This is a genomic window from Thermogemmatispora onikobensis (assembly GCF_001748285.1).
Taxonomy (GTDB): Bacteria; Chloroflexota; Ktedonobacteria; order Ktedonobacterales; family Ktedonobacteraceae; genus Thermogemmatispora; species Thermogemmatispora onikobensis.
Genome location: NZ_BDGT01000084.1, coordinates 1 through 21,532 on the forward strand (window position 1 = coordinate 1; position 21,532 = coordinate 21,532).

The 21,532-nt window shown below is 63.1% G+C and carries 19 protein-coding genes; 11 read left to right on the forward strand and 8 right to left on the reverse strand.

The window, feature by feature from the left end:
- From BGC09_RS21150 to BGC09_RS21175, 5 genes are all read right to left on the reverse strand, one after another.
- Positions 1-536: hypothetical protein (locus tag BGC09_RS21150; protein WP_084659214.1), on the reverse strand; the 536-nt coding region annotated here is incomplete at its 3' end.
- Positions 537-741: 205 nt separating this feature from the next.
- Entirely contained in the window at positions 742-1,176 is a 435-nt protein-coding gene (locus tag BGC09_RS21160) for a sigma factor-like helix-turn-helix DNA-binding protein (protein ID WP_069806191.1), read from the reverse strand.
- Entirely contained in the window at positions 1,173-1,415 is a 243-nt protein-coding gene (locus BGC09_RS21165; protein ID WP_069806192.1) for a hypothetical protein, read from the reverse strand. Before BGC09_RS21165 ends, BGC09_RS21160 begins: the two co-directional genes overlap by 4 nt.
- Positions 1,416-1,502: 87 nt before the next feature.
- On the reverse strand, positions 1,503-1,757 hold the full coding sequence (locus tag BGC09_RS21170; RefSeq protein ID WP_069806193.1) for a hypothetical protein: 255 nt from the start codon (positions 1,755-1,757) through the stop codon (positions 1,503-1,505).
- Entirely contained in the window at positions 1,754-2,653 is a 900-nt protein-coding gene (locus BGC09_RS21175) for a class I SAM-dependent methyltransferase (RefSeq protein ID WP_084659215.1), read from the reverse strand. The genes BGC09_RS21170 and BGC09_RS21175 overlap by 4 nt, the downstream gene beginning before the upstream one ends.
- 772 nt (positions 2,654-3,425) lie before the next feature.
- On the opposite strand from BGC09_RS21175, the gene BGC09_RS21180 reads away from it, so the two are divergent.
- From BGC09_RS21180 to BGC09_RS23600, 11 genes are all read left to right on the forward strand, one after another.
- Complete coding sequence (locus BGC09_RS21180) at positions 3,426-4,763, forward strand: hypothetical protein (RefSeq protein WP_069806195.1); 1,338 nt, start codon at positions 3,426-3,428, stop codon at positions 4,761-4,763.
- A gap of 815 nt (positions 4,764-5,578) precedes the next feature.
- Positions 5,579-6,892, forward strand: a complete 1,314-nt coding sequence (locus BGC09_RS21190; protein ID WP_069806197.1) for a helix-turn-helix domain-containing protein — start codon at positions 5,579-5,581, stop codon at positions 6,890-6,892.
- Positions 6,893-7,160: 268 nt separating this feature from the next.
- Positions 7,161-8,486, forward strand: a complete 1,326-nt coding sequence (locus tag BGC09_RS21195; RefSeq protein WP_069806198.1) for a helix-turn-helix domain-containing protein — start codon at positions 7,161-7,163, stop codon at positions 8,484-8,486.
- Positions 8,487-8,494: 8 nt separating this feature from the next.
- A complete protein-coding gene (locus BGC09_RS21200) occupies positions 8,495-8,965 on the forward strand; it encodes a hypothetical protein (RefSeq protein WP_069806199.1) in 471 nt (156 codons plus the stop codon).
- A 527-nt stretch (positions 8,966-9,492) separates the two neighbouring features.
- Positions 9,493-10,266 (forward strand): lasso peptide biosynthesis B2 protein, encoded by a 774-nt coding sequence (locus BGC09_RS21205; RefSeq protein ID WP_069806200.1) that lies wholly within the window; start codon positions 9,493-9,495, stop codon positions 10,264-10,266.
- Between the two features lie 17 nt (positions 10,267-10,283).
- Positions 10,284-12,212, forward strand: a complete 1,929-nt coding sequence (locus BGC09_RS21210) for an asparagine synthase-related protein (protein ID WP_069806201.1) — start codon at positions 10,284-10,286, stop codon at positions 12,210-12,212.
- A 31-nt stretch (positions 12,213-12,243) separates the two neighbouring features.
- Positions 12,244-12,504, forward strand: a complete 261-nt coding sequence (locus BGC09_RS21215; RefSeq protein ID WP_141727901.1) for a hypothetical protein — start codon at positions 12,244-12,246, stop codon at positions 12,502-12,504.
- A gap of 41 nt (positions 12,505-12,545) precedes the next feature.
- A complete protein-coding gene (locus BGC09_RS21220) occupies positions 12,546-12,950 on the forward strand; it encodes a hypothetical protein (RefSeq protein ID WP_141727902.1) in 405 nt (134 codons plus the stop codon).
- 282 nt (positions 12,951-13,232) lie between these two features.
- Entirely contained in the window at positions 13,233-13,622 is a 390-nt protein-coding gene (locus tag BGC09_RS21225) for an MvdC/MvdD family ATP grasp protein (RefSeq protein WP_141727903.1), read from the forward strand.
- The gene (locus BGC09_RS21230) at positions 13,619-14,881 is read left to right on the forward strand and encodes a protein-L-isoaspartate O-methyltransferase family protein (RefSeq protein ID WP_069806205.1); all 1,263 of its coding nucleotides are present in this window, start codon (positions 13,619-13,621) and stop codon (positions 14,879-14,881) included. The genes BGC09_RS21225 and BGC09_RS21230 overlap by 4 nt, the downstream gene beginning before the upstream one ends.
- Positions 14,882-15,118: 237 nt before the next feature.
- Positions 15,119-15,487 carry an FGGY-family carbohydrate kinase gene (locus BGC09_RS23600; RefSeq protein ID WP_084659217.1) on the forward strand — a complete coding sequence of 123 codons (369 nt, stop codon included), beginning with the start codon at positions 15,119-15,121 and terminating at the stop codon, positions 15,485-15,487.
- A gap of 388 nt (positions 15,488-15,875) precedes the next feature.
- On the opposite strand, the gene BGC09_RS21240 is transcribed toward BGC09_RS23600, so the two are convergent.
- The 3 genes from BGC09_RS21240 to BGC09_RS23060 all read right to left on the reverse strand — a co-directional run.
- A complete protein-coding gene (locus BGC09_RS21240) occupies positions 15,876-17,516 on the reverse strand; it encodes a vWA domain-containing protein (protein WP_069806207.1) in 1,641 nt (546 codons plus the stop codon).
- A 7-nt stretch (positions 17,517-17,523) separates the two neighbouring features.
- Complete coding sequence (locus BGC09_RS21245) at positions 17,524-19,215, reverse strand: CHAT domain-containing protein (protein WP_069806208.1); 1,692 nt, start codon at positions 19,213-19,215, stop codon at positions 17,524-17,526.
- 1,909 nt (positions 19,216-21,124) lie between these two features.
- Positions 21,125-21,532: hypothetical protein (locus tag BGC09_RS23060; protein ID WP_176728999.1), on the reverse strand; the 408-nt coding region annotated here is incomplete at its 5' end.

The window sequence follows — 21,532 nt, forward strand, 5'->3', positions numbered from 1 at the left end:
GGCGGGGCTTCCAGGTACAGGTCGATGGTTCCCTGGTTCTGAAGGCGCGTGTACAGCCCCGTGGTCAGGATCAGGCGGCGATCGAAAGGCACCATCCTTCCCTCATAGAACCGACTCAGGTACTGCACCAGCCTGGCGCGGAGAGGAATTTGCCGGACGGCCAACGCTCGCTGGGTCGCACGCAGGCGGCGGGCCAGCTCATAGACCTGATTTTGGGTCTCTGTAAGGAGCGCCTCTGCACAATCCTGCTGCTGGCGCAACGTTGAGAGACGCTGATGAGCCAGGCAAACCTCCTGGCGCAGCGCTTCCTCTTCCTGGACCAGCGCTTGAAAGGCGGCGTCTTGCGGACCGATGTCCACCCAGGGCAGCCGCAGGCCGCGTCGCTCATCCAGGTGGCCCCCGCAGGACATGACGGTCGGGAGGCCGACGGCGTTGAGGGCCACCACCGTCTCGAAGATCTCGGCATCAATGGGTTTCCCCAGACGATCCGTGACGGCGGCAAAAGAGGCCACCAGGGCTTGCCAGTGTGTGTTCATCGGTGGCCTCCCTGTTCAGCCTGCTGTGGGGTCTGCCCCCAGACGGTCAGCAGGAACCACAGGGCACAGAAGTCCTCCTGTTGCATCTCGGCCACCGCCTGCTGGTACAGGGTCGTCAGCCAGACCCAGGACCTTGCTGGCAGGACCGGGCCGGGCGGCGTTGACCTGGAGCAGGTCCTGCCCGATGGCGCAACGGGCATCATGCTCACGAAGCGGCATGGCATGCACCTCCGTCTGGCTGGGCCGGCTCTTCAGCACGCCGGCGCTGGACGCGGGAAAGACCCCAGGGAGTGGCTGGCGGGGGCCCCTGCCGCCAGCGGGCCAGCAGCCGCTCAAAGGCCGCCTGCGCCTCGGTGGGGCATTGCTGCCAGGGGACGGCAGCCAGCAGGGCCTGCGTGGAACGGGGCACCTCCAGGGCGAAGCGAGCCCGGTGGAGCCGTTGAGCAATCCGTCCGGGGCTGACGCCCAGCGCGGTCGCAATCGCGCCGACCCGCCAGCCCTGCTGGCGCAGCAGCAACACGAGCCAGTCGGTCGGACGGAGCCGCGCCAGCCGGCGCTGCTGATCAGCCGTGAGCCTGGGGGCCGGCACCGACGCCGACCCCGACGCCGGCAGCGGGTGGGAGCTGGCAGAAGCGGTCATGGGGCACCTCCTGCGCCTGCCGAGGGCGGCGAGGACCCGGCAGGCGTTTCCGGTGGCATAACCCGCAGACCGAAAGGGGCCAGCAGGGCCTGCCAGGCCTGCGCCGGAGGCAGGTGGTCGAGCTGAATGAGGGCCTGTTCGATGGCTTGCCAGGCTTCGAGCAGCAGCTCGCAGCTCATGGCGCCGGCTTCGGCGGTACCACCCTCCTCGGGGAGATGTACCGCTAGCACCTGATTCATGACACCGAGAATCTCCTTTCTTCCAGCATGCGATCTAGAGAGACGTGAGTCGCACAGGGAGCAAGCGGATCGCTTGCCGCGTGTTCGTCAATTCAGCCCCTCGCGTCGGGGCTGGAAGCGCACCACCCGCCCCAGGCGCCGAAGGAGTGGGGGACCCTGGCGCAACTGCGCCAGGGTCTGGTCCGAGAGCGAGGCGCGGGGCCGCCGCAGGAAGCGGCGCAGAAAGCCTTCCACCAGCCCCAGCAGCAGGGAGGCCCGTCTCCATTCCGAGCGGGGGAGCAGCGGCAGCGGGGCCGTCCCCGCCAGCAGGCGCCCTCGCGCACGGTGCCGAGGGTGGTTCATGGCTTGCGCCCCCAGGCAGCGTAGACCTCGTAGGTCACCTGGCCCTCTTCCCACTCGCGTGCCAGGCCCTCCAAGATCTCGTGAAAGCGAGCCACGGGCACGCCCAGCCCTTCAACCGGCGCTTCGAGGGTCCGAGCCGCCGCCAGCAGGTCCTGAGCCAGGAGCTGGCCCAGCCGTCCTCCCCAGCGGCCCACCGGCAGCCAGAGCGTGCGCTGCTCGACCTGGACAGCACCGGCCTCGCGTAGCCAGCGGCCCAGCAGGAAGAGTTGGCTGGCATCCATGCCCCGGGCGGCGCTCAACTGCTGCCACCACGCCACCACCTGCTGTAAGCATGGCCCCTGGGGCCAGAGGCCCAGCCCCAGTTCGACCAGCTCGATCCAGCCACCGCGGCGGGTGACCCGCAGCAGCTCTCGCAGCACGGCAGGCCACTGCTGCAGGGGAATGCCCGCAACCAAGAGGCGCTGATGGACATAGCCGAAGGACTGGTTGGGGAAGGGCAGCCCCTGCAGCAGGTCCCCTTGCACGAAGTGCACGCTGGGGGGCAGAGGTTGCGAGGAGCGAGGCGGCTCGCGATCGAAGGCGGTGACCTGGCAGCGGGGGAAGGCCTCGGCGACCTCCATCGCCCAGCGGCCTGTGCCGGTGCCCACATCCAGCACCGGCACCCCCTCGCACAGCAGCTTAGCGACAGGGGCGAGCACATTCCCGCGGCATACTTGGCGCAGCACATAGTGTTGATAGTCCAGGCGGTTGAGTTCTTCTTGATCTTTGGGAAGGAGATAGGGAATGTCCTCTACTCGTCTCCGTCCGGCGGCATCGACAGACACGGTGGCCATTCCCGTTGCAGGGGAAGCTGACGGCAGGTCGGCTTCTGATCGGCGAGTGCGCCACCAGGGCATGAGTCTCACCTCCCTGCAGGGGCTGTTTGCACTCGTGCACTGCCAGAGGGAGCCATCGCCGGCGCAGGCAGGCAGGAAGGTCGGGCAGCAACAGACTGGACGACCCGAGGCTGTCCCGGCTCGTCAGGGACGAAGAACACGGGTTGCACGGCGGTTGCCATCATGATCCTCCTTTCTCTTGTCTCAATCGATAGCGCCGCTGCCGCTGTGGTCCCGGCAGGGACGGGAGACGAGGCGGCGCGGGCCTGTGCGCGGCGGCGCTTGCGGAAGAGATGATGCCAGAACCCCATGTTAGCGCTCCTTTCCTCGGGGTGAATATATCATGTCATCAGGCTGAGTAGATGACAGGTCGTACTGGCCAGGGCTGATGGCAGAAGGGTGCGCCTGGACCCGCTCAGGGGGAGGAAGCCCAGCGCTCTGGGCCTGCCGCTGCCCACAGCGCGGACAGGGGGGCTGCGGTGCGAGAGAACCCGTCAGCGGTTGGACGGCAGTTGCCATCAGATGTTGCTCCTCCCTCTTGTCTGGCCATAAGCATCGCTGATGCGACCTGGCCTACGTTGTTTGACTGACTGTTCTGCCAAGATGCTGCTCTTCTTATCCGTCCGGTAGTGTAGCACACTGACCAGTACCGTCTCTTGGGAGTGGCACGCTGCTGTAATGTTGTGATATTACAGAGGGAGATGGCGTTGAAGAACGTCGGCAATGGTTCGTTGTACGCTGGTGAAAATACTATTCGTAGTGTCGTTGTTCGACCGCGGAAGGAGATTGCCACATGACCCAGTTCATGTGGGGGGAAAATGGAGAGTTCGGCCCGTTTAGTGCTGGCAAAGACGGCTATCCGAATAGCGGCGAAGTTGTACGATTTTACCGAGTGAAGAAAGGCATCAGTGCGTCGGAATTTGGAGAGCTCTACGCGAAAGCTCTCGCGGCGAAGCTCAAAGAACTCTACGGAAGAGAGTTCGAGGTGAAGCCGAAATCGCGGATCTGGGTGCTAACGATGGAGCGAACAAACAACGTCCCCACCGACATCACTCGTCGACGAGTGATCGCGGAGCTACTGGGTATCCCCGCCGTTCTCCTTGGACTCAGCGAGGGTTTAGCTGCGAAGCCAGTAGCTGTGAACGAATTGGCCTCGCCGAGGGCGCCAAGACGTGAAACGTTGCTCAAGGGAACCGTCGCGGAGTATCAGCGGACACTGGAAGTTTACTTTAATGGGTACTACACGAGGCATGGCTATGCAGACCTGGAGCAGCTGAACTTTTCTATCCAGCAGCTCATAGACATAGCAAGGCAGCTACCGGAGCAGGCCAAGATGCCAGTGATTGCCTTGCTATCGAGGTACTACCAGTTCGGTGTGATGGTCACGAGAGAGCAGTGCCAGTATGAGCAGGCAAGGAAATACGCCGATCAGGCCATTATCTGCGCACAAGCAGCTCATGGAATGAAACCGAGCAGCGATCTCCTCGCTATCGCGCTCTACCGGCGTGGGATTGCCGAATTCGAGCAGGCTATCACCAGCCCAGAGGCTCCCAGAGAGCGCATCTCCACTGCACAAAGCCTCATAGAGGGTGCGTTAACACACGCCCGGACGGCAACACCTGCGGTTCGGGGGCTTGTCGCACTAGAATACGCGCTCGTCAGCGCCCACACGGCTCAGACAGAATGCGACCGAAAACAGGTACACTCCTTGCTGGAGAGCAGCCACCGGGATATCTCTCTGGGTGTCAACCAAGACAATGAGTTCACAAAGTGTTCACTGGACTGGTACTACCTGACGAGCGCCGAGGCGCTGATCGCGATAGGAGATCACGCAGAAGCGCTGGGGCAGCTAGAGCTAGCCGAAGAGATGACACCGCTTACCCTCCCTCGCCGGTTCGCCTACATGGATGCCTTACGAGCTCAGGCCCACCTTGCTCTGGGAGAGCCCATCGAAGCGGCACTGGCGGCGAAGGATGCGCTGCTGGCATCACGGCCCTTAAAGTCTGAGTTTAACATCGCCAGAGTAGCCTTAGTATATCGGCAGCTCCGCCAAAGGTACCGGCGTTCCAGAGAAATTACAGCGCTTGGTCAAGAGTTGCTGGGGTCCCATCCACAGCTTGTGACAGTTTAACGAATGGCGGCTCCGAAGACAGCTCCGGAGCTGCCTCCGATTCTCCCCCCTTGGAGGCAGAGTCCTCTCTGCACGCTCTGTCCCAAAGCATAATCAAGAGCCGTGTTCTTTTGGGCTAGCTACGGCTTATGCGTAGAGGGCGTCAAACGCATGCCAGAGATCCGTGCGCAGTAACTGCCCTGTGGTGCCGGCCCAGCGGCCCACGGGCACGGGGATGTCCAGGCTGGTCACGTCGACGCAGCCAGCCTGCTGGAGCAGCTCCCCGAGCCGACGCAGGATCTCTGCCTCGAAGGGGAATGGCCCAGCGCCTGCTGACGAGGGGGAGGCGAAGCGCGCTGGGCCTGCCGCTGCCCACAACGCGGACAGGGCGGCTGCGGTGCAAGAGAACCCGTCAGCGGTTGTATGGCCGTTGCCATCAGATGCTGCTCCTCCCTCCCCTTGCCCTCGCTCCTGCTAAGGAGTCGATCGCTGAGCTTCTAGAGGACGACTCCGTCGCGCCCTCCTCTCCCTCCTGCTGTTTCCAGCATAGATCGTTGTTCCTCTCCTGCAAAGGAAGATCGGAGAGAGAGGAATCGTATCTTCCTGTAAAAACTTCTTGTATAACTTCTGCTCACGTTCCCTGGGGTATCCGCCTTGATTCCCTGGAGGTGGGTCTCCCTCCCAAAGCAGGGCGGAAGAACAACTTCCGCTCTCGTGCTTGCCAGGGAGCCGATCGTCTTCTATACTGGAGAAGGCAGGGGCGGGGAAAGAGAGAGGGAGGGAGGGAGGGAGAGCCCGTCAGCCGTGTGCATGTGAAGGAAGGGAGATGAGAGGCGATGCAGCAGGCAGCAGAGGGAGCAGCGCGGGAGGAGCGCGCGCGCGCTGCTTCCTGTCCGTGGTGGGTCCAGCAGGGCTATCCTCCTTTTGAGGAAGATGAGGCTGGCTGGCCCCACGCTGGTCAGGTGGTACGATACTTTCGTCAGCGCAAGCGGCGGCCTGACGGCAAGTGTTGGACACAGGCCGATCTGGCGCGGGCGCTGGGCATTTCAGAAAGGGCAGTACGAAACATGGAAGAACGCAAAGAAGGGCTCGACAGTATCAGCCGTCGGCGCTTTTTGGCGGAAACGCTGGCGATCCCGCCGGTGCTGCTTGGGCTGGCAGAGATGCCCGGTTCAGGCGGGGTCAGCGCCGCCTTGCGAGAACAAGTGGGGCCTGCTGTGATCACGCGCAGAGCCGTTGATCCAGAAGCCGCAGCGCAGCGACTGGAGGCCCTGTATCACACGCACTGGCGGCAAACAGCGGTGGCCCGGTTAGCCGAGGCGAAGCAGATGATGAGCATGCTCTATGAGGCGCTCCCCTGGGCCCGGTCTGATCAGCCGAAACTGGCCTCACTCCTCGCACAATATCACTTGCTGAGCGGGGAGGTCCTGCGAGATCAGCAGTGCTTTCAGGAGGCAGAAGAGCACTTTGCGAAAGCTGTGAGATGGGCTCAGCATCTGGATGATGTGGCCCTGCTCGGAGTAGCGCTCGAACGGCGCATCACGAATTGGTATGATGCACATGATCTCCGCGGAAGCCGTGATGCAGAGGAAGCTCGGTCCTTGCTGAGACGGCTTCCTCCTCTGGTACAAGCCGGCCTCCTGATCCGTCTCGGCGTGTTTGAGGCATGGGTTGCAGCCCAGCAAGGGAAAGTAGCCTGGTCTTCGGTGGCGCGTTGCTTTGACCAGGCCATGACGCTCTTATCCCACGGTTCCTTAGAACCTGTGTACCATTTGCGTGTTGACCTGACACGGTGTCTGGTGGACCGCGGGGCTGCACTGATCGGTATGGGATGGAATAAAGAGGCGCTGGCGGTGCTGCCTGCGGAAAGCCCAACAGAGGAAACCGGGCCTCGTCGCCAGCACGCTTATGCGGCCATCCTGATGGCCCAGGCCTATGCCAACCTGGGCCAGTATGAAATGAGCGTGATGCTGGCTCAGGAGGCGATCCCTGCTGTCCAGCAGCTCCAGAGTGCCGTCAATTTGGCCCGGTTGAAGTGCCTCACTGACCAGTTGGCGGCTTCGCCATTTGGGAGTGCGCCCGAGGTGGCACGGCTGCGCGCGCTGCTGGCGGGTCCCAGGCGGGGGAAGCCTGGCCCCCAGTCAGTTTGAAGAAGAGGATGCAGGAAGCCAGCAACGAAAGCAAGGCCCAGGCATCGCTTCAGCTTCTCCACTGCTGGCCGCCAGGCCCCGGAGAGCGGCAGCGGCGCGGTGGGTGCGGGCCGCTCCCGGGAGCGGGGGCCGGTAGCCGCTTGCTTGCTCCTTGCTGGGCGAGACGGGGCCACTTCTGTGTGTCGGAGATGCCTCCATTACAACATCACCATGCCCCTATTCAAAGCCCGTCAGCCGTGTGCATGTGAAGGAAGGGAGATGAGAGGCGATGCAGCAGGCAGCAGAGGGAGCAGCGCGGGAGGAGCGCGCGCGCGCTGCTTCCTGTCCGTGGTGGGTCCAGCAGGGCTATCCTCCTTTTGAGGAAGATGAGGCTGGCTGGCCCCACGCTGGTCAGGTGGTACGATACTTTCGTCAGCGCAAGCGGCGGCCTGACGGCAAGTGTTGGACACAGGCCGATCTGGCGCGGGCGCTGGGCATTTCAGAAAGGGCAGTACGAAACATGGAAGAACGCAAAGAAGGGCTCGACAGTATCAGCCGTCGGCGCTTTTTGGCGGAAACGCTGGCGATCCCGCCGGTGCTGCTTGGGCTGGCAGAGATGCCCGGTTCAGGCGGGGTCAGCGCCGCCTTGCGAGAACAAGTGGGGCCTGCTGTGATCACGCGCAGAGCCGTTGATCCAGAAGCCGCAGCGCAGCGACTGGAGGCTTTGTGGGACAGGCATTATACAGGTGATGCCTCTGCTGGGTGGTCAGAGATCCAAAGCATGATCAGCGCGCTCTACGAAGCGATTCCCTTTGCGCGGGCGCGGACTGATCGATCTCTCATCCGGCTGCTGGCAGGATATCATCTGCTCGGCGGTTACTTGGCTCGTGATCAACTGTTCATAGATCATTCTCTAGAACACCTGCACCGAGCTGCCCATTGGGCTGATGTGTTGCAAGATCCTGTTCTTCTTGGAGAGGCCTGCTATCGACAGGAGATTACCTTGCTTGATGCTGGTCGCTATGACGCGGCACTTGAACTGGCCGAGTCGCTTCAGGAACAGGGAGTGCTCACAAAACTGCCCGGGGAGCTTCGGCAAGCTCTGCTCCTCCAACAATGCCTGATCACTGCGTATGCGCACCGGCAGCAAAGGTTCCCTGCTGCAGCAGACAGAGGCCTGATCCGTGAGCTTGATCGTCTGGTGATCCAAGGGGAAGAACGCGCGATCTTGACAGATCCCTTCCACTTGCGGCTTGATCGGGGGCGACGAGAACAGATCCGGGCCGAGGCCCTTCTTGTGATCGGATGGCCGCGCGAAGCGCTGAGAGCGCTTCCTGCCACCCGCAAGGACGGGATGCCTCGCAGGACAGCGTACTCGGACCTGCTGGAAGCCCGGGCCTACGCCGACCTGAGCCAGTATGAGATGAGCGCGGAGCTAGCGCAGGAGGCAGTGAAGCAGATGGAGCAGCTTCATAGTCGCCTCAATCTTGCCAAGATTCGCCAGCTTGTAGATCAGTTGGCGGCTTCGCCATTTGGGAGTGCGCCCGAGGTGGCACGGCTGCGCGCGCTGCTGGCGGGTCCCAGGCGGGGGAAGCCTGGCCCCCAGTCAGTTTGAAGAAGAGGATGCAGGAAGCCAGCAACGCCGACGATGAGCGCGTGCGGGAAGAGCGCCTGCATGTCGAACGCCCAGATGCCGGTGCCGGTCCCCACATCCAGGATGGTGCGGGTCCCTGGGGCAAGCGGGGCCAGGTAATGGTTGCTCAGGGTCCTCGCCAACGCGTGATGCTGGTAGTTGAGTCGCTGGTCTTCCAGCGGGTCCTTGGGCAAGAGATAGGGCACGTCTTCCAGAGAGCGGCGTTGGGGAGCCGGGTGCGCTCTGCCAGCTTCGGGGGAGGTGTCGGGGGCGGCTGGCGTCGGCGAAGCAGGCGCCAAGCGCGCGCGGTGGCGACCAAACAACGTGCGTACAAGGGCCCCCTCAGTGCTCCTTTCTTTCTCCCCTCCTCATCCTGTCATACAGCTGAGCATGCTCATGAGGATCAGCACCAGAACCGGAACCAGGATGAGAAGCATGCGCCTTCGAAGGGTCTCGGGTGACCCCCGAGAGGCAGAGAATCCGTCGCCGGCTGGCGAGCAGCGGCAAAGCGAGGTCTGTCTGCACTCCCCGGCAGGGCAGGCAAGGAGACAGGGGCGACGCCTGCCAGCCGGTCCCTGTCGGTCCAATCACCATCCGAAGGCACTGGTTCTACTGCTGTCCTTTCAGCGCAAGAGCTCCTGAACCCTTTCCTCTCTCTGCACGTTGCTCCCTGGCCACTTCCCCACTGGTTTGCTCCTGGGAACGTCCTGATAGGGAACGCACGCGAGGCAGATGTGGATCGAAAGGACTGGACGGGCGGGGCAGGGAACGGTTATACTGAAGAGGAAGCATCGACTCGGTCCAGAGGAGGAGATGCTCGTGGACTGGAGTGGATACCAGGCAGAGCAGTTACTCATCTGGCCCTGGATGGCCTCTCCCAGATGGTGCAGCGTGTCTGCCCACTGGGGGAGCGGGGTAGCGCGAGGCCAGGGAATTGTTTGCTGCAGGGCAGGGAGTGGCTGCGTGGTTCAGAAGGGAAGGAGAGCCAATGGCGCCTGATCTGGCTGATCAGCTGGCAGTGTTCGCCATTCACACCCCAGAAGGGGGCATCCTCCTGGATCTGCGCCGGGGACGTTATCTGGGACTCACGCCTCGCGGCTGGCAGCTCTGGGAAGCCCTCCAGGCTGGCGCGGGAGACCAGGAACTGGTCGCCGTGCTCCGGCGGCAAGGGATGACGGAGGAAGCTGCCAGAGCAGAGGTCCGCCGATTTCTCCAGCGAGTGGCCAGTCATGGTCTGATCGAGGCGGAGCCATCGCGTTCCTGGCGGCGGGCCCGCTCTCGCCTGCTCTGGGTGCTGCGCTTTGGTGCGCTGCTCGGGGATCCGCTGGACGCCTGGCTGACCCTGTGGGGCATCCGAAGGGCGCTCTGTCGTGCGGATGGCTTGCTGCTCGTCGTCGCCGAGGGACAGGCCTTGCCAGGAGCCGCTTCAGACCAGCTGAGGGGAGCCGCTCGCCCGCGGATCAGCCGTCTGTGTCGCTGGATGCGGTGGGCCAGCCTGATGCAGAGGCGCCCGCCCACCTGCCTGGAGCAAAGCCTTGCACTCTGGTGGGTGCTCCGCAAGCGAGGGATCGCTGCCCACGTCGTGCTGGGTGTCTCGACGGCTCCCTTCACGGCCCATGCCTGGGTGGAGGGGCCTGATGGTCCCCTCTTCTGGAAGGCGGGGCTCGGATGGCTGGCTCACCGGGCCATGCTTGGCGCGCTGCAGCCGATCTTTCACAGTGGACGGGACCAGCTGCAGTCGAGGAAGGAGGAGGGCCTCTGAGTGGATTCTGTCTCTGGGTGTCTCTGGCGCCGGATCTTCCCCAGGTGGAGACCCCCATTGAACCCACCCGCTGGCTGCAGATTGGGAGCCTGGTGCGCCAGCGCGGAGATCAGCTCTTCTCGTGGCAGTGCCAGGGCTGCTGGTGCTGGCAGGCGCTTGAACAAGAAGCCTGCCCGCGATCCTGGGAGTCCTGTACCTCGCCCTGGGTCGCGGCCGACGGTCGTCTGTATTACCGCCCCGCCCTACTGGAGGCGCTCCGGCCCCACGGGGCTGTTCCCGCGACGCTCTCAGATCTGGAATGCCTGGCACAGAGTTACCGCTGCTGGGGACTGGAGTGCCTTCGCCGACTCGAGGGGGATTATGCCTGTGTGTGGTGGGATGAAGCACGCCGGCGAGGGCTGGCAGCACGCAGCCCGTTTGGGTTGCGCCCGCTCTTCTATCAGGTCTGTGGGCAAGCGCTCATCCTGGCCTCTGATCCGGCCTGGCTCTTTCTCGCCACCAATGGCCCCCGTGATCTTGATGCTGACTGGGTCTGCTGGTATCTGGCGACCGGGCACTTTCGCAGCGCCTCGCCCTGGCGAACGGTGCACGAGGTTCCCCCAGGGGGCTGGATTTGCTGGCAGGAGGGCCAGCTCCAGACCGGCCTCTTCTGGTCTCCTCGCCCGGCGCGATCCACCCCACCGCGCACTCTGGAGGAAGCCGGGAGGCAGGTGCTCCCGGTCCTGCGGGAGGCAGTACGCCAGCGGGTCGAGGGACAGCAGACGGTGCTGGTGGATCTGAGCGGTGGGCTGGATTCCTCCAGCTGTGCGGCGCTGGCCACAGAGGAGCTGTCTCCGGCCCGTGTGATGGGCGTCCATTTTTCCTGTCAGCGTGTGCCCGAGGCCGATGAACGTGCCTTTGCCAGACGGGTGGCGCGGGAGCTGGGCCTCCCGCTGCGCATCTGGACCGAGGAGGAGGCGCCTCTCCTGCAGGAAGCCAGCCAGTTTGCCCGGCTGGCCCCGGTGCCCTTGACGGCGGTGCTCTTTTTCGGCAGCTGGTATCGGTGTCTGGGCCAGCTGGCACGGAGCCGACGGGTTCGGATGTACCTGCGTGGGACTTTTGGGGATGCGCTCTGGGACCCGGCGTGGAGGACCATCCTGCGAGCATGCTGGCAAGAGCACGCCTTTGGGATCGTGTGGCAGAATCTGTGGCTCTGGCATCGGCAGGGTATGTCATGGGGCCAGATCGTGCTGACCCGCGGCTCTCCGCTCTGGCGGTCCACGGAGTCCCCCTGGCATCGACGTCCCCTGGCTCCCTGGCTGCGACCAGGGGTGTGGCAGCGAGTGCTGGAGGTGGAGGAGGCGGAGCGCCAGCGTTGGCGACAGCGGGGGCCAGTCCAGGTGTGGGAATGGCTTCGCGGGATCGACCGGTTTGCCGAGACCGCAGCGTTAGCAGCAGCCCGTCCGCTGGTGGAGGCCGGGCTCACGAGCACCGATCCCTACACCGATCCGCGGGTGCTTGAGCAGGTGCTGGCGATCCCGCTGGCGCTGCTGGTTCCCCACGGCTTGCCTCCCAAGGGACTGCTCCGGGAGGCGATGCGAGGACACGTGCCCGAGCCAGTTCGCTTGCGAGCGACCAAAGGGCGGATCGCTCGGGCTATCTTTCGCGCGCTGTGGGAGCGGCGAGCCTGGCTGCAAGACGAGCTGCGTGCAGGATTAGCGGAGCTGGCTCCCTATGTGGATGGTGACAGCTTGCGAGCGCACCTGGACCGGCTCCCGTTCGTGACGGTGGCTCAACCGCTCGTGCTGAGCAGCCTGGCGCTCGCACTCTGGGTGCGACAGGGGGGAGGAGCAGGAAGGGGGCAAGAACCTGTGACGGGGCTGCCAGCAGCTCCCGTGGTGCTTCGCGGTCGGGGCAGGCAGGCGGAAGCGGGCAGTTCTGGACAGCTCATCCAGTGGATGGAGTGAAGAGCACATGATTGCTCCAAAGGAGGATCTGATGAGATTTCTGTGGCTTCAACCGGCTCCCTTTCCCCCACCTAAGCAAGGGGGGGAAGGAGGAGCAGCAGCATTGGCGGCAGACCCGCTGCTGGTCGAGATTGGATCGGTGGTGCAGCTCACGCGCGGCAAGGGTGACGATGACTATGATGCCCCAGCTGCGGGCTACTTCGATGTACCGGACCAGCCTCCAGAGCCAGACGGGGATGATGAAGGGGAGGAGCGACCGGCCCCAGACGAGGAGGACGAGGACGATGACTGAAGGAGTCATTGCAGACCAGGATCAACCTGGGAGGGCGTTCCATGACTGAGCGATATGTGCTGCAGTTTCGTGACGTCTCGGAAGCCGAACTGCTCAGCGAGGCGGAGGCGCTCGATCCGACACCCTACCGCCCGTTTCTGGCTCCCTGGGAGCATGAAAGTCCCTACCGGGCCTTCGAGGTGGTCCGGGCCAGACTCACGCGGGTGATCAGAGGGAGTGCCGGCCAGCCGCTCAACCGCAAGCCCTTCGTGATCGAGACACCGCGCGGGCAGGCGCTGCTGTGGCGGGCGATCCCCGGCAAGGTGGAAGTCGTGCTCTGTCAACAGCAGTCCGGGGGGCAATGGGTCTTGCAAGCGGATCAGGTGGTGACCCTGTCAGAAGAGGAATGGCGTCACTGCCAGATTCGGCTGGACCGGATCGTCGTGAACCCGCCTTCTTGGCTCTAGATCGGGAAGGAGGAGGAGCAGGGATGAGGGCCAGGCCTGACTGGCTCTGACGGAATCCGGTCAACAACCCCTGGCTTGAAGCCAGGGGCTTGCCCGTAGCCTCGGCCTCGTCGGCCCGGGCTGCAGGGCCGCTTCGACGGCTGCCCACCGCCCCGCAGGAACGGAGCATCCAGCTGCAGTGTGCGCAGCAGACGCCTGGAGCGGGGAACAGAGTGGACCGGACCGGTCCGGTCTGCCAGTGGCGCTCAGCTCAACTGCTTTCAAGGGGTGCTTTCCCGGTGGGTGGCTTCGCAGGTGACCGTCATCGGCGCTCGCCTGTTTGCCGTCGCCATGACTGCGCCCGAGGATTCCCCAGCCCGGCTCGATTTCCGGCTCGACTCTGGAGCCTTGCGTTACCAAGTCCATCAGCTGCCTGCTGCGCAAGAAGCGGCCTGTCTGGCCCTTGTTGGGACGCTCCGGCTCCAGTGTGCCGCCATCGATCTGGTGCTGACCCCCGAGGGTGAGGATGTGTTTCTAGAACTGAACCCCAACGGCCAGTGGGGCTGGCTGGAAGACGCCACGGGCCTGCCCCTGGCGGCCTCGCTGGCCGCCTTGCTGGCAGGCCAGGCCGAGCGGTGCCCCTGGCCAGGCCAGCCGCCAGCGCCGGCTCAGAACCAGGAGGAACCTCGATGACCGAGACGACCGGAGCCGCCGGCTGGCGCTCCTGGGCTGAGCGGCTGGCAGCGGCAGTCCAGGCGCAGCCCTTCCCAGTAGCCCCAGCGGTGCTGGAAGCGCTGAGGCAGGTTCCCCGTCATCGGCTGGTGCCCCTGCTCTGGGACCATGAAGCGGGCAGCCGGATCTGGCAGCCAGTACGACCAGCGGAGGGAGACGAGCGCGCCTGGTATGAACGGGTCTATCAAGATCGACCGCTGGTGACGCGCGTCGACGCCCAGGGGCGGACGCTCTCGTCCAGCTCGCAGCCCTCGCTGGTGGCGCGCATGCTGACGGAGCTGGCGGTGGAGCCGGGCCAGCGCGTGCTGGAGATTGGCACGGGTTCGGGCTATCAAACGGCCCTGCTGTGCCGGCTGACAGGAGCAGCCCACCTGGTGACCAGCCTGGAGATCGAGCCGGAGACCCTGCGGCAGACCGCCTCGGCGCTGCAGGCGCTCGGGCTGGAACCGCACCTGCGGCAGGCCGATGGACGGGCCGGCTGTCCAGCGCATGCCCCCTATGACCGCATCATCGTGACCGCCAGCAGCGAGGGCGTGTCTCGGGCCTGGCTCGAGCAGCTGGCCCCTGGGGGAAGGCTGGTCGCCGTGCTGCAGCCAGGGCAGGCGCCGCTGGGCGGCGTGCTGGTCGCCCAGCGGGAGCAGGGAGGCCTCCGGCTGCAGGGGAGGCTGCGTTTTCCCGCAGCTTTCATGCCGTTGCGCCGGGAGTCGGGCTACGCAGACTGCTCGCCGCGCCCGGCTGGGAAGGGCTGGCCACGCTGGGCACAGTTTCAGGGGGAGCTGGAGTGGCCGGTCACGCCCCAGGAACTGCAGCAGGACCCGTGGCGACTGTTCTGGTTGTATGCGCGGCTGCCAGGCGTGCAGTGCTGGCAGGAGCAGCGGCAGGGACGCCGCTGGCTGGTCTGGTGGCTGGCGGAGCAGCCGCGGGGGCTGGTCTGTGGGAGCCGGGCGGGCGCGGGCAGCGATCAGGAGGCGGCAGTCGAGATCGAGTTGCGAGGGGTGCCGGAGGAGGCGGCGGCGACCTGGCAGCGGCTGCAGGAAGCCTGGGCGCTGTGGCGACGGTGGCAGCCGGGGCTGGAGCAGTATCGGCTGGAGGCAGATGCGCGGGGGCAGCGCCTGTGGGCCGAGACCGCAGGCGGCTGGCTGATCGCCCGGGCGACCTCCTGGGCGGAAGAGGAAAAGAAGGCCGGGCAGGCAACGCCGGTGCGCCTGAGTGGCATTTGAGGCACCGAGAGTGGTGGACAGGTCCAGATCGAGATTGGGCGCTCGGCTCCCGATGGTGGTGAGCGAGAAAGGAGGCCCATCGGTAGGCAGCAGTCGAAGGCGCCGCTGCTGGAGATACGCGGGCTAAGCGTGCGCTTGAACGGCGGACGGCGGCATTGGTATCGAATGGCGGCGGTGTAGAATGTCGGGCTGACTCTGGACCGGGTGCGTTGGGCCTTGTAGGCCAATTGGGACGAGCTGTATGCCAGCAGTGAGGAGGTAGATGTTCAGGAGCCGCTGTTCTTTCTGCTCTGTCTGGCGTCAGAGCGACCCTATCATCCGAGGCCACAGGCTGCTAGCTGGCTCCATCTGCATCTCGGGCATGAGCGCCGCCATCTCCTCCACGCCGCTCTGGAAGGGGTAGCCTTTGGAAGGCGTCTGGCCCTGGAGGCGCTCTCTGAGAGAAAGGAAGGTGACCAGCTTCTCGCCGCCGATGGAGGGAGCTTGCACTCTAGCTGGCAGCAGATGCTGGCGGATATCCTGAGACGGGAACTTTGGACTGTCGCTGAGAAGGACACGGCGGTGCGAGGGGCTGCACTCCTGGTCGGACTCGCTGCAGGTGATTGAAAGGATGCCACTGCGCTGGAAGCGCAGCGCCCACCGGTTCTGTCTGTGGCGGCTCCTGGTGCTCGTCGAGCTGTCTATCAAGAGCGCTACCAGCGCTCTCGCGAGCTGTTGCTCTCACCCACGGCTGCCCTGCAGGAGGAGCGCGAGGCAGGCGGTACAAGGCTCCGTGAAAGCGAGGGAAGGGTTGGCCAGTTGGAGCCAGGGTGATTTCGCGCTGGCGAGCAGATAACCAGGCAACCTGCCCACTCAGTACTATGCTCATCTCAAGTTGCCTCGCGGCTGTCCACCAGGAGCCACTCGGGCTGAGGACATCCCCAGCGCAAACGTCGCAGGAAGCGGCGTATGGAGAAAGAGGCCATAGCCGTATGAAATAGATCTGCTGTGTGACTCAGCCATCGGCGACCACAGGGTCAGTGAGCAGACAATCGAGAAAAGGCCCCAAGAGGTCGGCATGGTTGAGCTGATAGCAGCACTTCTTGCCAGAAGGGGCCGGGCTTGAGGGGGTGCTGACCGCTGGGCCTTCCTCCTCGGGCAGCTCTGAGGCTAGCTCAAGCATGCATCTGGCTCCGGGAGGCCAATGCTGGGGTGCGCTCCTGCAAAATCGATCAAGCAGCCGTTGGCGGTGAATCAGGCCGCTGATGATGACAACCCCGCGTCGCTTTAACAGTCTGGCTGTGATCAAGGCACCTTGTGCATAGGGAAAGGCGCCGTCGGAGATGATGAGCAAGACCTTGCGGTGCTGCTGATAGCATGGCTCAAGGAAACGACGGGCTGCCCAGTCCAACGCCTCCTGAAAAGGAGTAGCGCCGAAGAGGACGCCTGCGGTGCAGAGTTGCTCTTCAAACTCAGCAGGAACCAAGGTGCTCAGACTCTTAAGCGGACGGATGACCTCGCGGCTGCTAGCCAGCCGAATCCAACGCTGAAGGTTGTTCCTGGCCTCGCACTGGAACTGACGAAGGAAGAGCGACAGAACGGTCTCCTCAATGAGCGGTCGCAAGATATCCCAACCATGTTTCTGGAGAAAGCGCCTAGTCAGGCTCTCAACAGTGCGTCGATCGAGGCGAGCCGAGATCAGACGCCGCTGGGCCATCAGCTTGCCAAGCAACAGCGTCAGAACCATTGTCACGTGCTGCTCGACCTCTCTTTGGAGGTCGGCATAGATGCGCCTGGCCAGGGTCAGAGCCTGTTCCTCATCCAAATCATCAACGATCTCTTCCAGAGTGAAGCCCAGGACGAAGGATTGCAGTGCTGTGACAACATATGTCTTGGCGAAACGTTCCAGGTGCCTTTCAATAATGTGGACATAGTGATCCCGATAACGCTTGAAATGTCTGTTGGCCTGGTTGAAGACCGAATCTGCGTATTCCCTGGCAGCGTGGCGTGAGATCTCGCGAATCCTGACGGCTCGCTGTTCTAGCTGCTCCTGGAACAAAGCTGCGAGTCGAGGGAAGCAATCGAGACGGGCGAAGCGGGCCAACAAGCTGCGCTGAAGGCGGCGTGTGGCTGACTCGTGCAGGGCCTGTTCAATGTAGTCCACCAGTTCACCAAAGGCATTGGCCACAATGGCCGTCTGCTCGAAGACCGTGCCGGCGCACTGTTGCCATTTCCGATGGAGGAGCTGCTGGAAGCGCTCCAGATCAGCTTGGCGCGGCACGATCTCACTCAATGCCAGCAGATCGCAGACCAAATCGAGCAGGCCCATACTGGCACAGGGCTGCTCCTGCTGGGGCGGGTTGGCCTCCTCTGTCTCCAGGTCGTAAATGGGAGTGACGTGGCATCGGAAGCCGAACCCCAGACAGAAGACGTCGATCGCTGGTAAGCTGTCCTGCTGCCCATGGTGGCGAAAAGACTCCACGGCCCTGTTGAGGGCCTGCAGCAGGACCCTGGCGCGCGGCAGAGGCCGGCCATCAGTACTATGCCACTGCTGGCGCATTGAGGCGGAGACATCAACCAGGATGCCTAGCAGCAAAGGAGGGCGAGCACTCGCACGTGGCGAAGAAGTCAAAGGTGTGGCGTCCGTCGTGGACATCGTTAACTCACCATCCTTTGGGAAAGGCCCTGGCGGCCTCCGAATCTTCTAACAGGCTCAAAACGACACGCACAAATTCTTTGAGCACCGTTGTATGATTCACCTGAACAAAGAGACGCGCCTGCGGATAAATCGTCCAGCCGTGCCTGAGCAGGTGACGCCATACCTCTGACTGCTCGGGTAAAGAAGAAGCCAGCTCGAACATAACCGCGGCCTCTGGTCCCCAAGAGGGTGCGATAGTATTGCGAAGCTGGCGAGGGTCGCTCAGATCCTGGGGGCTGATCAGGCACGAGATAATCGTGACTCCCATCCGCTGCAGCTGTTGGGCCAGAGGTAAAGGGTCCTGCTGGGCGAATTTGCCATCGGAAATGAGCAGCAGTAAGGTCCGAGTGGGAGGAGTCGAGCGTTGTTGCAGCTCTACCTGAAACCGCCGGATCAGTTCCTCAAACAGCTCTCTGGAAGGCGTCGCCCCAAAGACCAGCTCTTTGAGGACCGTCAAATCAATGCGCCAACGCTCAGGCACATCAATGAGATCTAGCGCCTCATCTAAGGAAAGTGTTGTGTCCCCAAGTGCCTCTGCCCTGGCCAGAATCGTCGACCGTCTGGCTCTGATCAAGTCCTTGATCGCTCTGTATTCGCCAAGCTGATTGATCACCCGTTGGCTTTTGCTGAGCAGGTCACCCAGGTCGAGACTCTTCAGCAAGGCGCTCGTCTCAGCATAACCGCTAAGCTGGCGCCTCCAGCTCTGTTTTTTGGCCGCCGTGGCATCCTCGATCTCGGCCTGGGGAAGCTGTTCCCGAATGGCCCTCAGCAGGCTGAAAAGGTCACACACGGGCACCGAGCGCAAGCCAAAGCCATAGGCGAAGAGATCAATGGAGGAGTCCAGGGAGCGGGCACGGCTCTCCCGCAGGCTGTTTCTGGCTTCGACCAGCAGCTCGCGCCAGGCTAGCTCAACGCTCTGGAGGCGGTTCAGCTCCTTCTCACCTTCAGAACGGATGCTGGCTTGCATCGAGCCAGAGAGATCAAAGGCACAGCCAATGAGGTAGCGGCCAGGCCGGATATAGGGACGCTCACGTCGGGCGCTGATCTCCTGCCAGCTCTCTTCAGGCTGCTCGTCGTTTATGGGGGCCACACACTGGCCATGCTTGAGCAGGTGCGGCAGAGTTGTTTCACGTGGCCTGGTCAGAGCAATAGCAGTACAGCCCTGCTCGTAAGCTTCCTCATAGGACTTTCCTGCCCCTAATGCATCATAGAAGCCGCGGGCGAACTCGATAGCAGCCTCGTCGGAGATCTCCTGGTCCATGGCGATTGTGAAAGGGACTGAGGTCAACGTCTCTCCCTGGGCCAGGGAATGGCAGATGTTGAGTACGACACAGTCCAGGGCTGGATGCCCTTGGAAAAGTCGCGCCAGGCCAGCCGGAGGAACAAGGTGACAACCGTGGCGCTCATCTGCAAGAAAAATTCCCTCTCGTCTCCCATGACCAGCCAGGTGCACAATCTGATACGACCCTTCTATCAACGCCCGCTGTAGATCAGCTGTCGTGGCTGCCTGACGCGATACAAGCTTGATGCGCTCTCTACAGATGCTGCGCTCAATCGCTTGTCTGATCTGGCGCTCTTCTCTATCAAGTTCAAGGCGCCGTTCGGGCAGGGGATTGGCAAAGATCAGAAGAACCTTGATCTGTTTAGCACGCACCATCGCTCCCGTCCTTTCACGAATGAAAGGCTAACCAAGGCAGAACGCTGCTACTCTCTTAGAATAACACAACTAATGATAAATATCAATGTGAAAATTTGATTGATTTTTAGTAAAAAGCCAAAAGCACTGGTCGCTTCTGCCAGACGGCGAACGGTAGCAAGGCTGGTAGCATCAAGCTCAGGGGGGAGGTTGCACATCGCTTCCATCACCAGGCGAAGCACGCTGGCATTATGCTGCCCTATGGTCTCACAAGATCAGGCACCTGCAGTACTGCCTGGAAACCTGACGGCTCTCACTGTAGGCTTGTGCTCCATGAGAAGAGGCTGCCGGTCTGGGCTGGAGCTAGCACCCTCCGATAACCAGGAGTACCAAGGGCTGAATCCAGGCAAGAGGTGCCGGCTTGCTGTTTCCGGGATAGTGCCGTTCGTGAGGCTGGGTCTTTGCGGCTGGGGCCAGATGCCGGCGAGCCAGCAGAGGCCAGTATACCGTATCCTCGCTGACCGGGGTCTTGCTCGGGAGTAAAGTCCTCTCTTTCTGACCACAGGGTAGGCTCGCTCGCGACAGAGACGATGCTGTTGGGTGAAGGTGGTGGTGAGGGCATCCTCCCAAAGTGAGCAGTGGCGGACGGAGAAGCCCTCTCGGGCACAGGTGCCCCTGTCATGCTCTCGTGAATTGAGGCTGCCCTGCTCAGACAGAGACAAGCGATCTAGGCTGGACAGTCCGTGAATGCAGTGGCAGCAGTCAACACATCTTTATGCGCTCAAGGAGGGACTAGCTGCTATTGATGCGCCAACACCTGTGGACACAAGCTGTCTCCTCTTGAGGACAATTTTTGACAACTGGTGCCCTGACTCACTCAGTGACGCCTTGTGGGTAGAAGTGTGATGGGGAACCAGTCTGGCAGAGGAATCACGATGGCTCTTTGCGGATGAGAGTCATCCTGCGTGCCATCAAGGAGCAAGCAGCGCCTGGCGATCGTAGCGCAGATGCGTGATCGCCTGCAGGTGTGCTCTAGGGAGTCTAGGGAGCAGGTGAAAGCCATCAGACTCGCTGGCTCCCTGGCGCGCGGAGACGATGGCCTGTTCTCGGCTATTAAGCTACTCTGTATGCCTATCTGTCAACCTAAGCGGTCGGTCTACGAATGGTGGAGCGGCCCCTGGAAGGCAGAGGTCGATTTTGCCACTGTGGAGGTTATCCAGGATAAGGCTCGCGCTGCTAAAAGCAGCTGGGCGCTGGCGCAAGGCGTCTCTCTCCAGAGGCAGCCGCTCTCCGATCCCGAGGCCTTCCTGTCGACGCTGCAGCCACCGGTCTTCTCGGAATCACCCCAGAGTGCCTGCAGGGGCGGATGAGCGCCTGTATGCGCCTCGTCATGATTGGCGCCATGCCGGTAGGTAGGCACCCTTCCTCAGTGGAACAGTAGGCCAGGCCATCGGACTGGGGCCCACCTTAGTGGTGGGAACTGCCGGACGAGTGCTTTCCGCCCTGTGGGTGCGGTCCTTCTCCATGCGACAGACCGCTGATCACCGGCTCGCTCAGGCAGCATCGGCGCGGCTTCCAAGCGAACCACATCAACAGAGGGAATGCGTATCAGTATCAATCGACGGAGGGGGCAGCGACTTATCTGAGAGCTGACACATCTTGAAGGTACCTCTCTGTCCTGTGCTGATGTGAAAAGGCGACAGGCTCCTCCTTCCGGGGCCTACCGCCACGAGTAGGCGCTGATAGACATAGCCGCTGGTAGCGGGAGAAGACCTCGGCGAGATCGACGGCCCAGCAGCCCGTGCCGGCAATATCCGGGACGGGGCATCTACTGACGCTCACGCAGCCCGCTGCGATCCCTCCGGGACTAGCTACCTGCATGGCGGGAGCAGGAGCTCGCTCCTGCTCCCCGGACGGTGCTCTCCCACGCTCAGGGCACGCTGCTCTGTGCGTGTGCCGCCCGTCGCCTCTCCCAGCACTGGCGTAGATAGCGCGTCCAGGCGCGCATCTCTTCCTGCCCTCGCTCCAGGTAGCTGGCGCGCAGCGCCTCCGGCGGCGGATCAGCGGCATAGACGGGCCTGATCCGATACAGCCCCGGATGATGCCGCTGCACCAGCAGCCGCGTGGCGGGACAACGGCAGGGCTGCTGGGCATAGAACGCGTCCAGCAGCTCCATCAGCCGCGCTCGCAGCGTTTCCTCCTGTTTCCACTGGGCCTGGGCCAGCTGAAGCTCGGCCAGCGCACGATAGTAGCGATCGAGCGCGGCAGGGTCGCCGCTCTGGTGCGCCTGCTCCTGGAGCTGGCAGACCTGCTGCCACTGCTGCAAGTAGCGACGCTG

Bases quoted from the DNA above. Each gene is read 5' to 3' on its own strand.
- BGC09_RS21160 (WP_069806191.1), bottom strand. From the start codon at position 1,176: ATGACCGCTTCTGCCAGCTCCCACCCGCTGCCGGCGTCGGGGTCGGCG.
- BGC09_RS21165 (WP_069806192.1), bottom strand. From the start codon at position 1,415: ATGAATCAGGTGCTAGCGGTACATCTCCCCGAGGAGGGTGGTACCGCC.
- BGC09_RS21170 (WP_069806193.1), bottom strand. From the start codon at position 1,757: ATGAACCACCCTCGGCACCGTGCGCGAGGGCGCCTGCTGGCGGGGACG.
- BGC09_RS21175 (WP_084659215.1), bottom strand. From the start codon at position 2,653: ATGCCCTGGTGGCGCACTCGCCGATCAGAAGCCGACCTGCCGTCAGCT.
- BGC09_RS21180 (WP_069806195.1), top strand. From the start codon at position 3,426: ATGACCCAGTTCATGTGGGGGGAAAATGGAGAGTTCGGCCCGTTTAGT.
- BGC09_RS21190 (WP_069806197.1), top strand. From the start codon at position 5,579: ATGCAGCAGGCAGCAGAGGGAGCAGCGCGGGAGGAGCGCGCGCGCGCT.
- BGC09_RS21195 (WP_069806198.1), top strand. From the start codon at position 7,161: ATGCAGCAGGCAGCAGAGGGAGCAGCGCGGGAGGAGCGCGCGCGCGCT.
- BGC09_RS21200 (WP_069806199.1), top strand. From the start codon at position 8,495: ATGCAGGAAGCCAGCAACGCCGACGATGAGCGCGTGCGGGAAGAGCGC.
- BGC09_RS21205 (WP_069806200.1), top strand. From the start codon at position 9,493: ATGGCGCCTGATCTGGCTGATCAGCTGGCAGTGTTCGCCATTCACACC.
- BGC09_RS21215 (WP_141727901.1), top strand. From the start codon at position 12,244: ATGAGATTTCTGTGGCTTCAACCGGCTCCCTTTCCCCCACCTAAGCAA.
- BGC09_RS21220 (WP_141727902.1), top strand. From the start codon at position 12,546: ATGACTGAGCGATATGTGCTGCAGTTTCGTGACGTCTCGGAAGCCGAA.
- BGC09_RS21230 (WP_069806205.1), top strand. From the start codon at position 13,619: ATGACCGAGACGACCGGAGCCGCCGGCTGGCGCTCCTGGGCTGAGCGG.
- BGC09_RS21240 (WP_069806207.1), bottom strand. From the start codon at position 17,516: ATGTCCACGACGGACGCCACACCTTTGACTTCTTCGCCACGTGCGAGT.
- BGC09_RS21245 (WP_069806208.1), bottom strand. From the start codon at position 19,215: ATGGTGCGTGCTAAACAGATCAAGGTTCTTCTGATCTTTGCCAATCCC.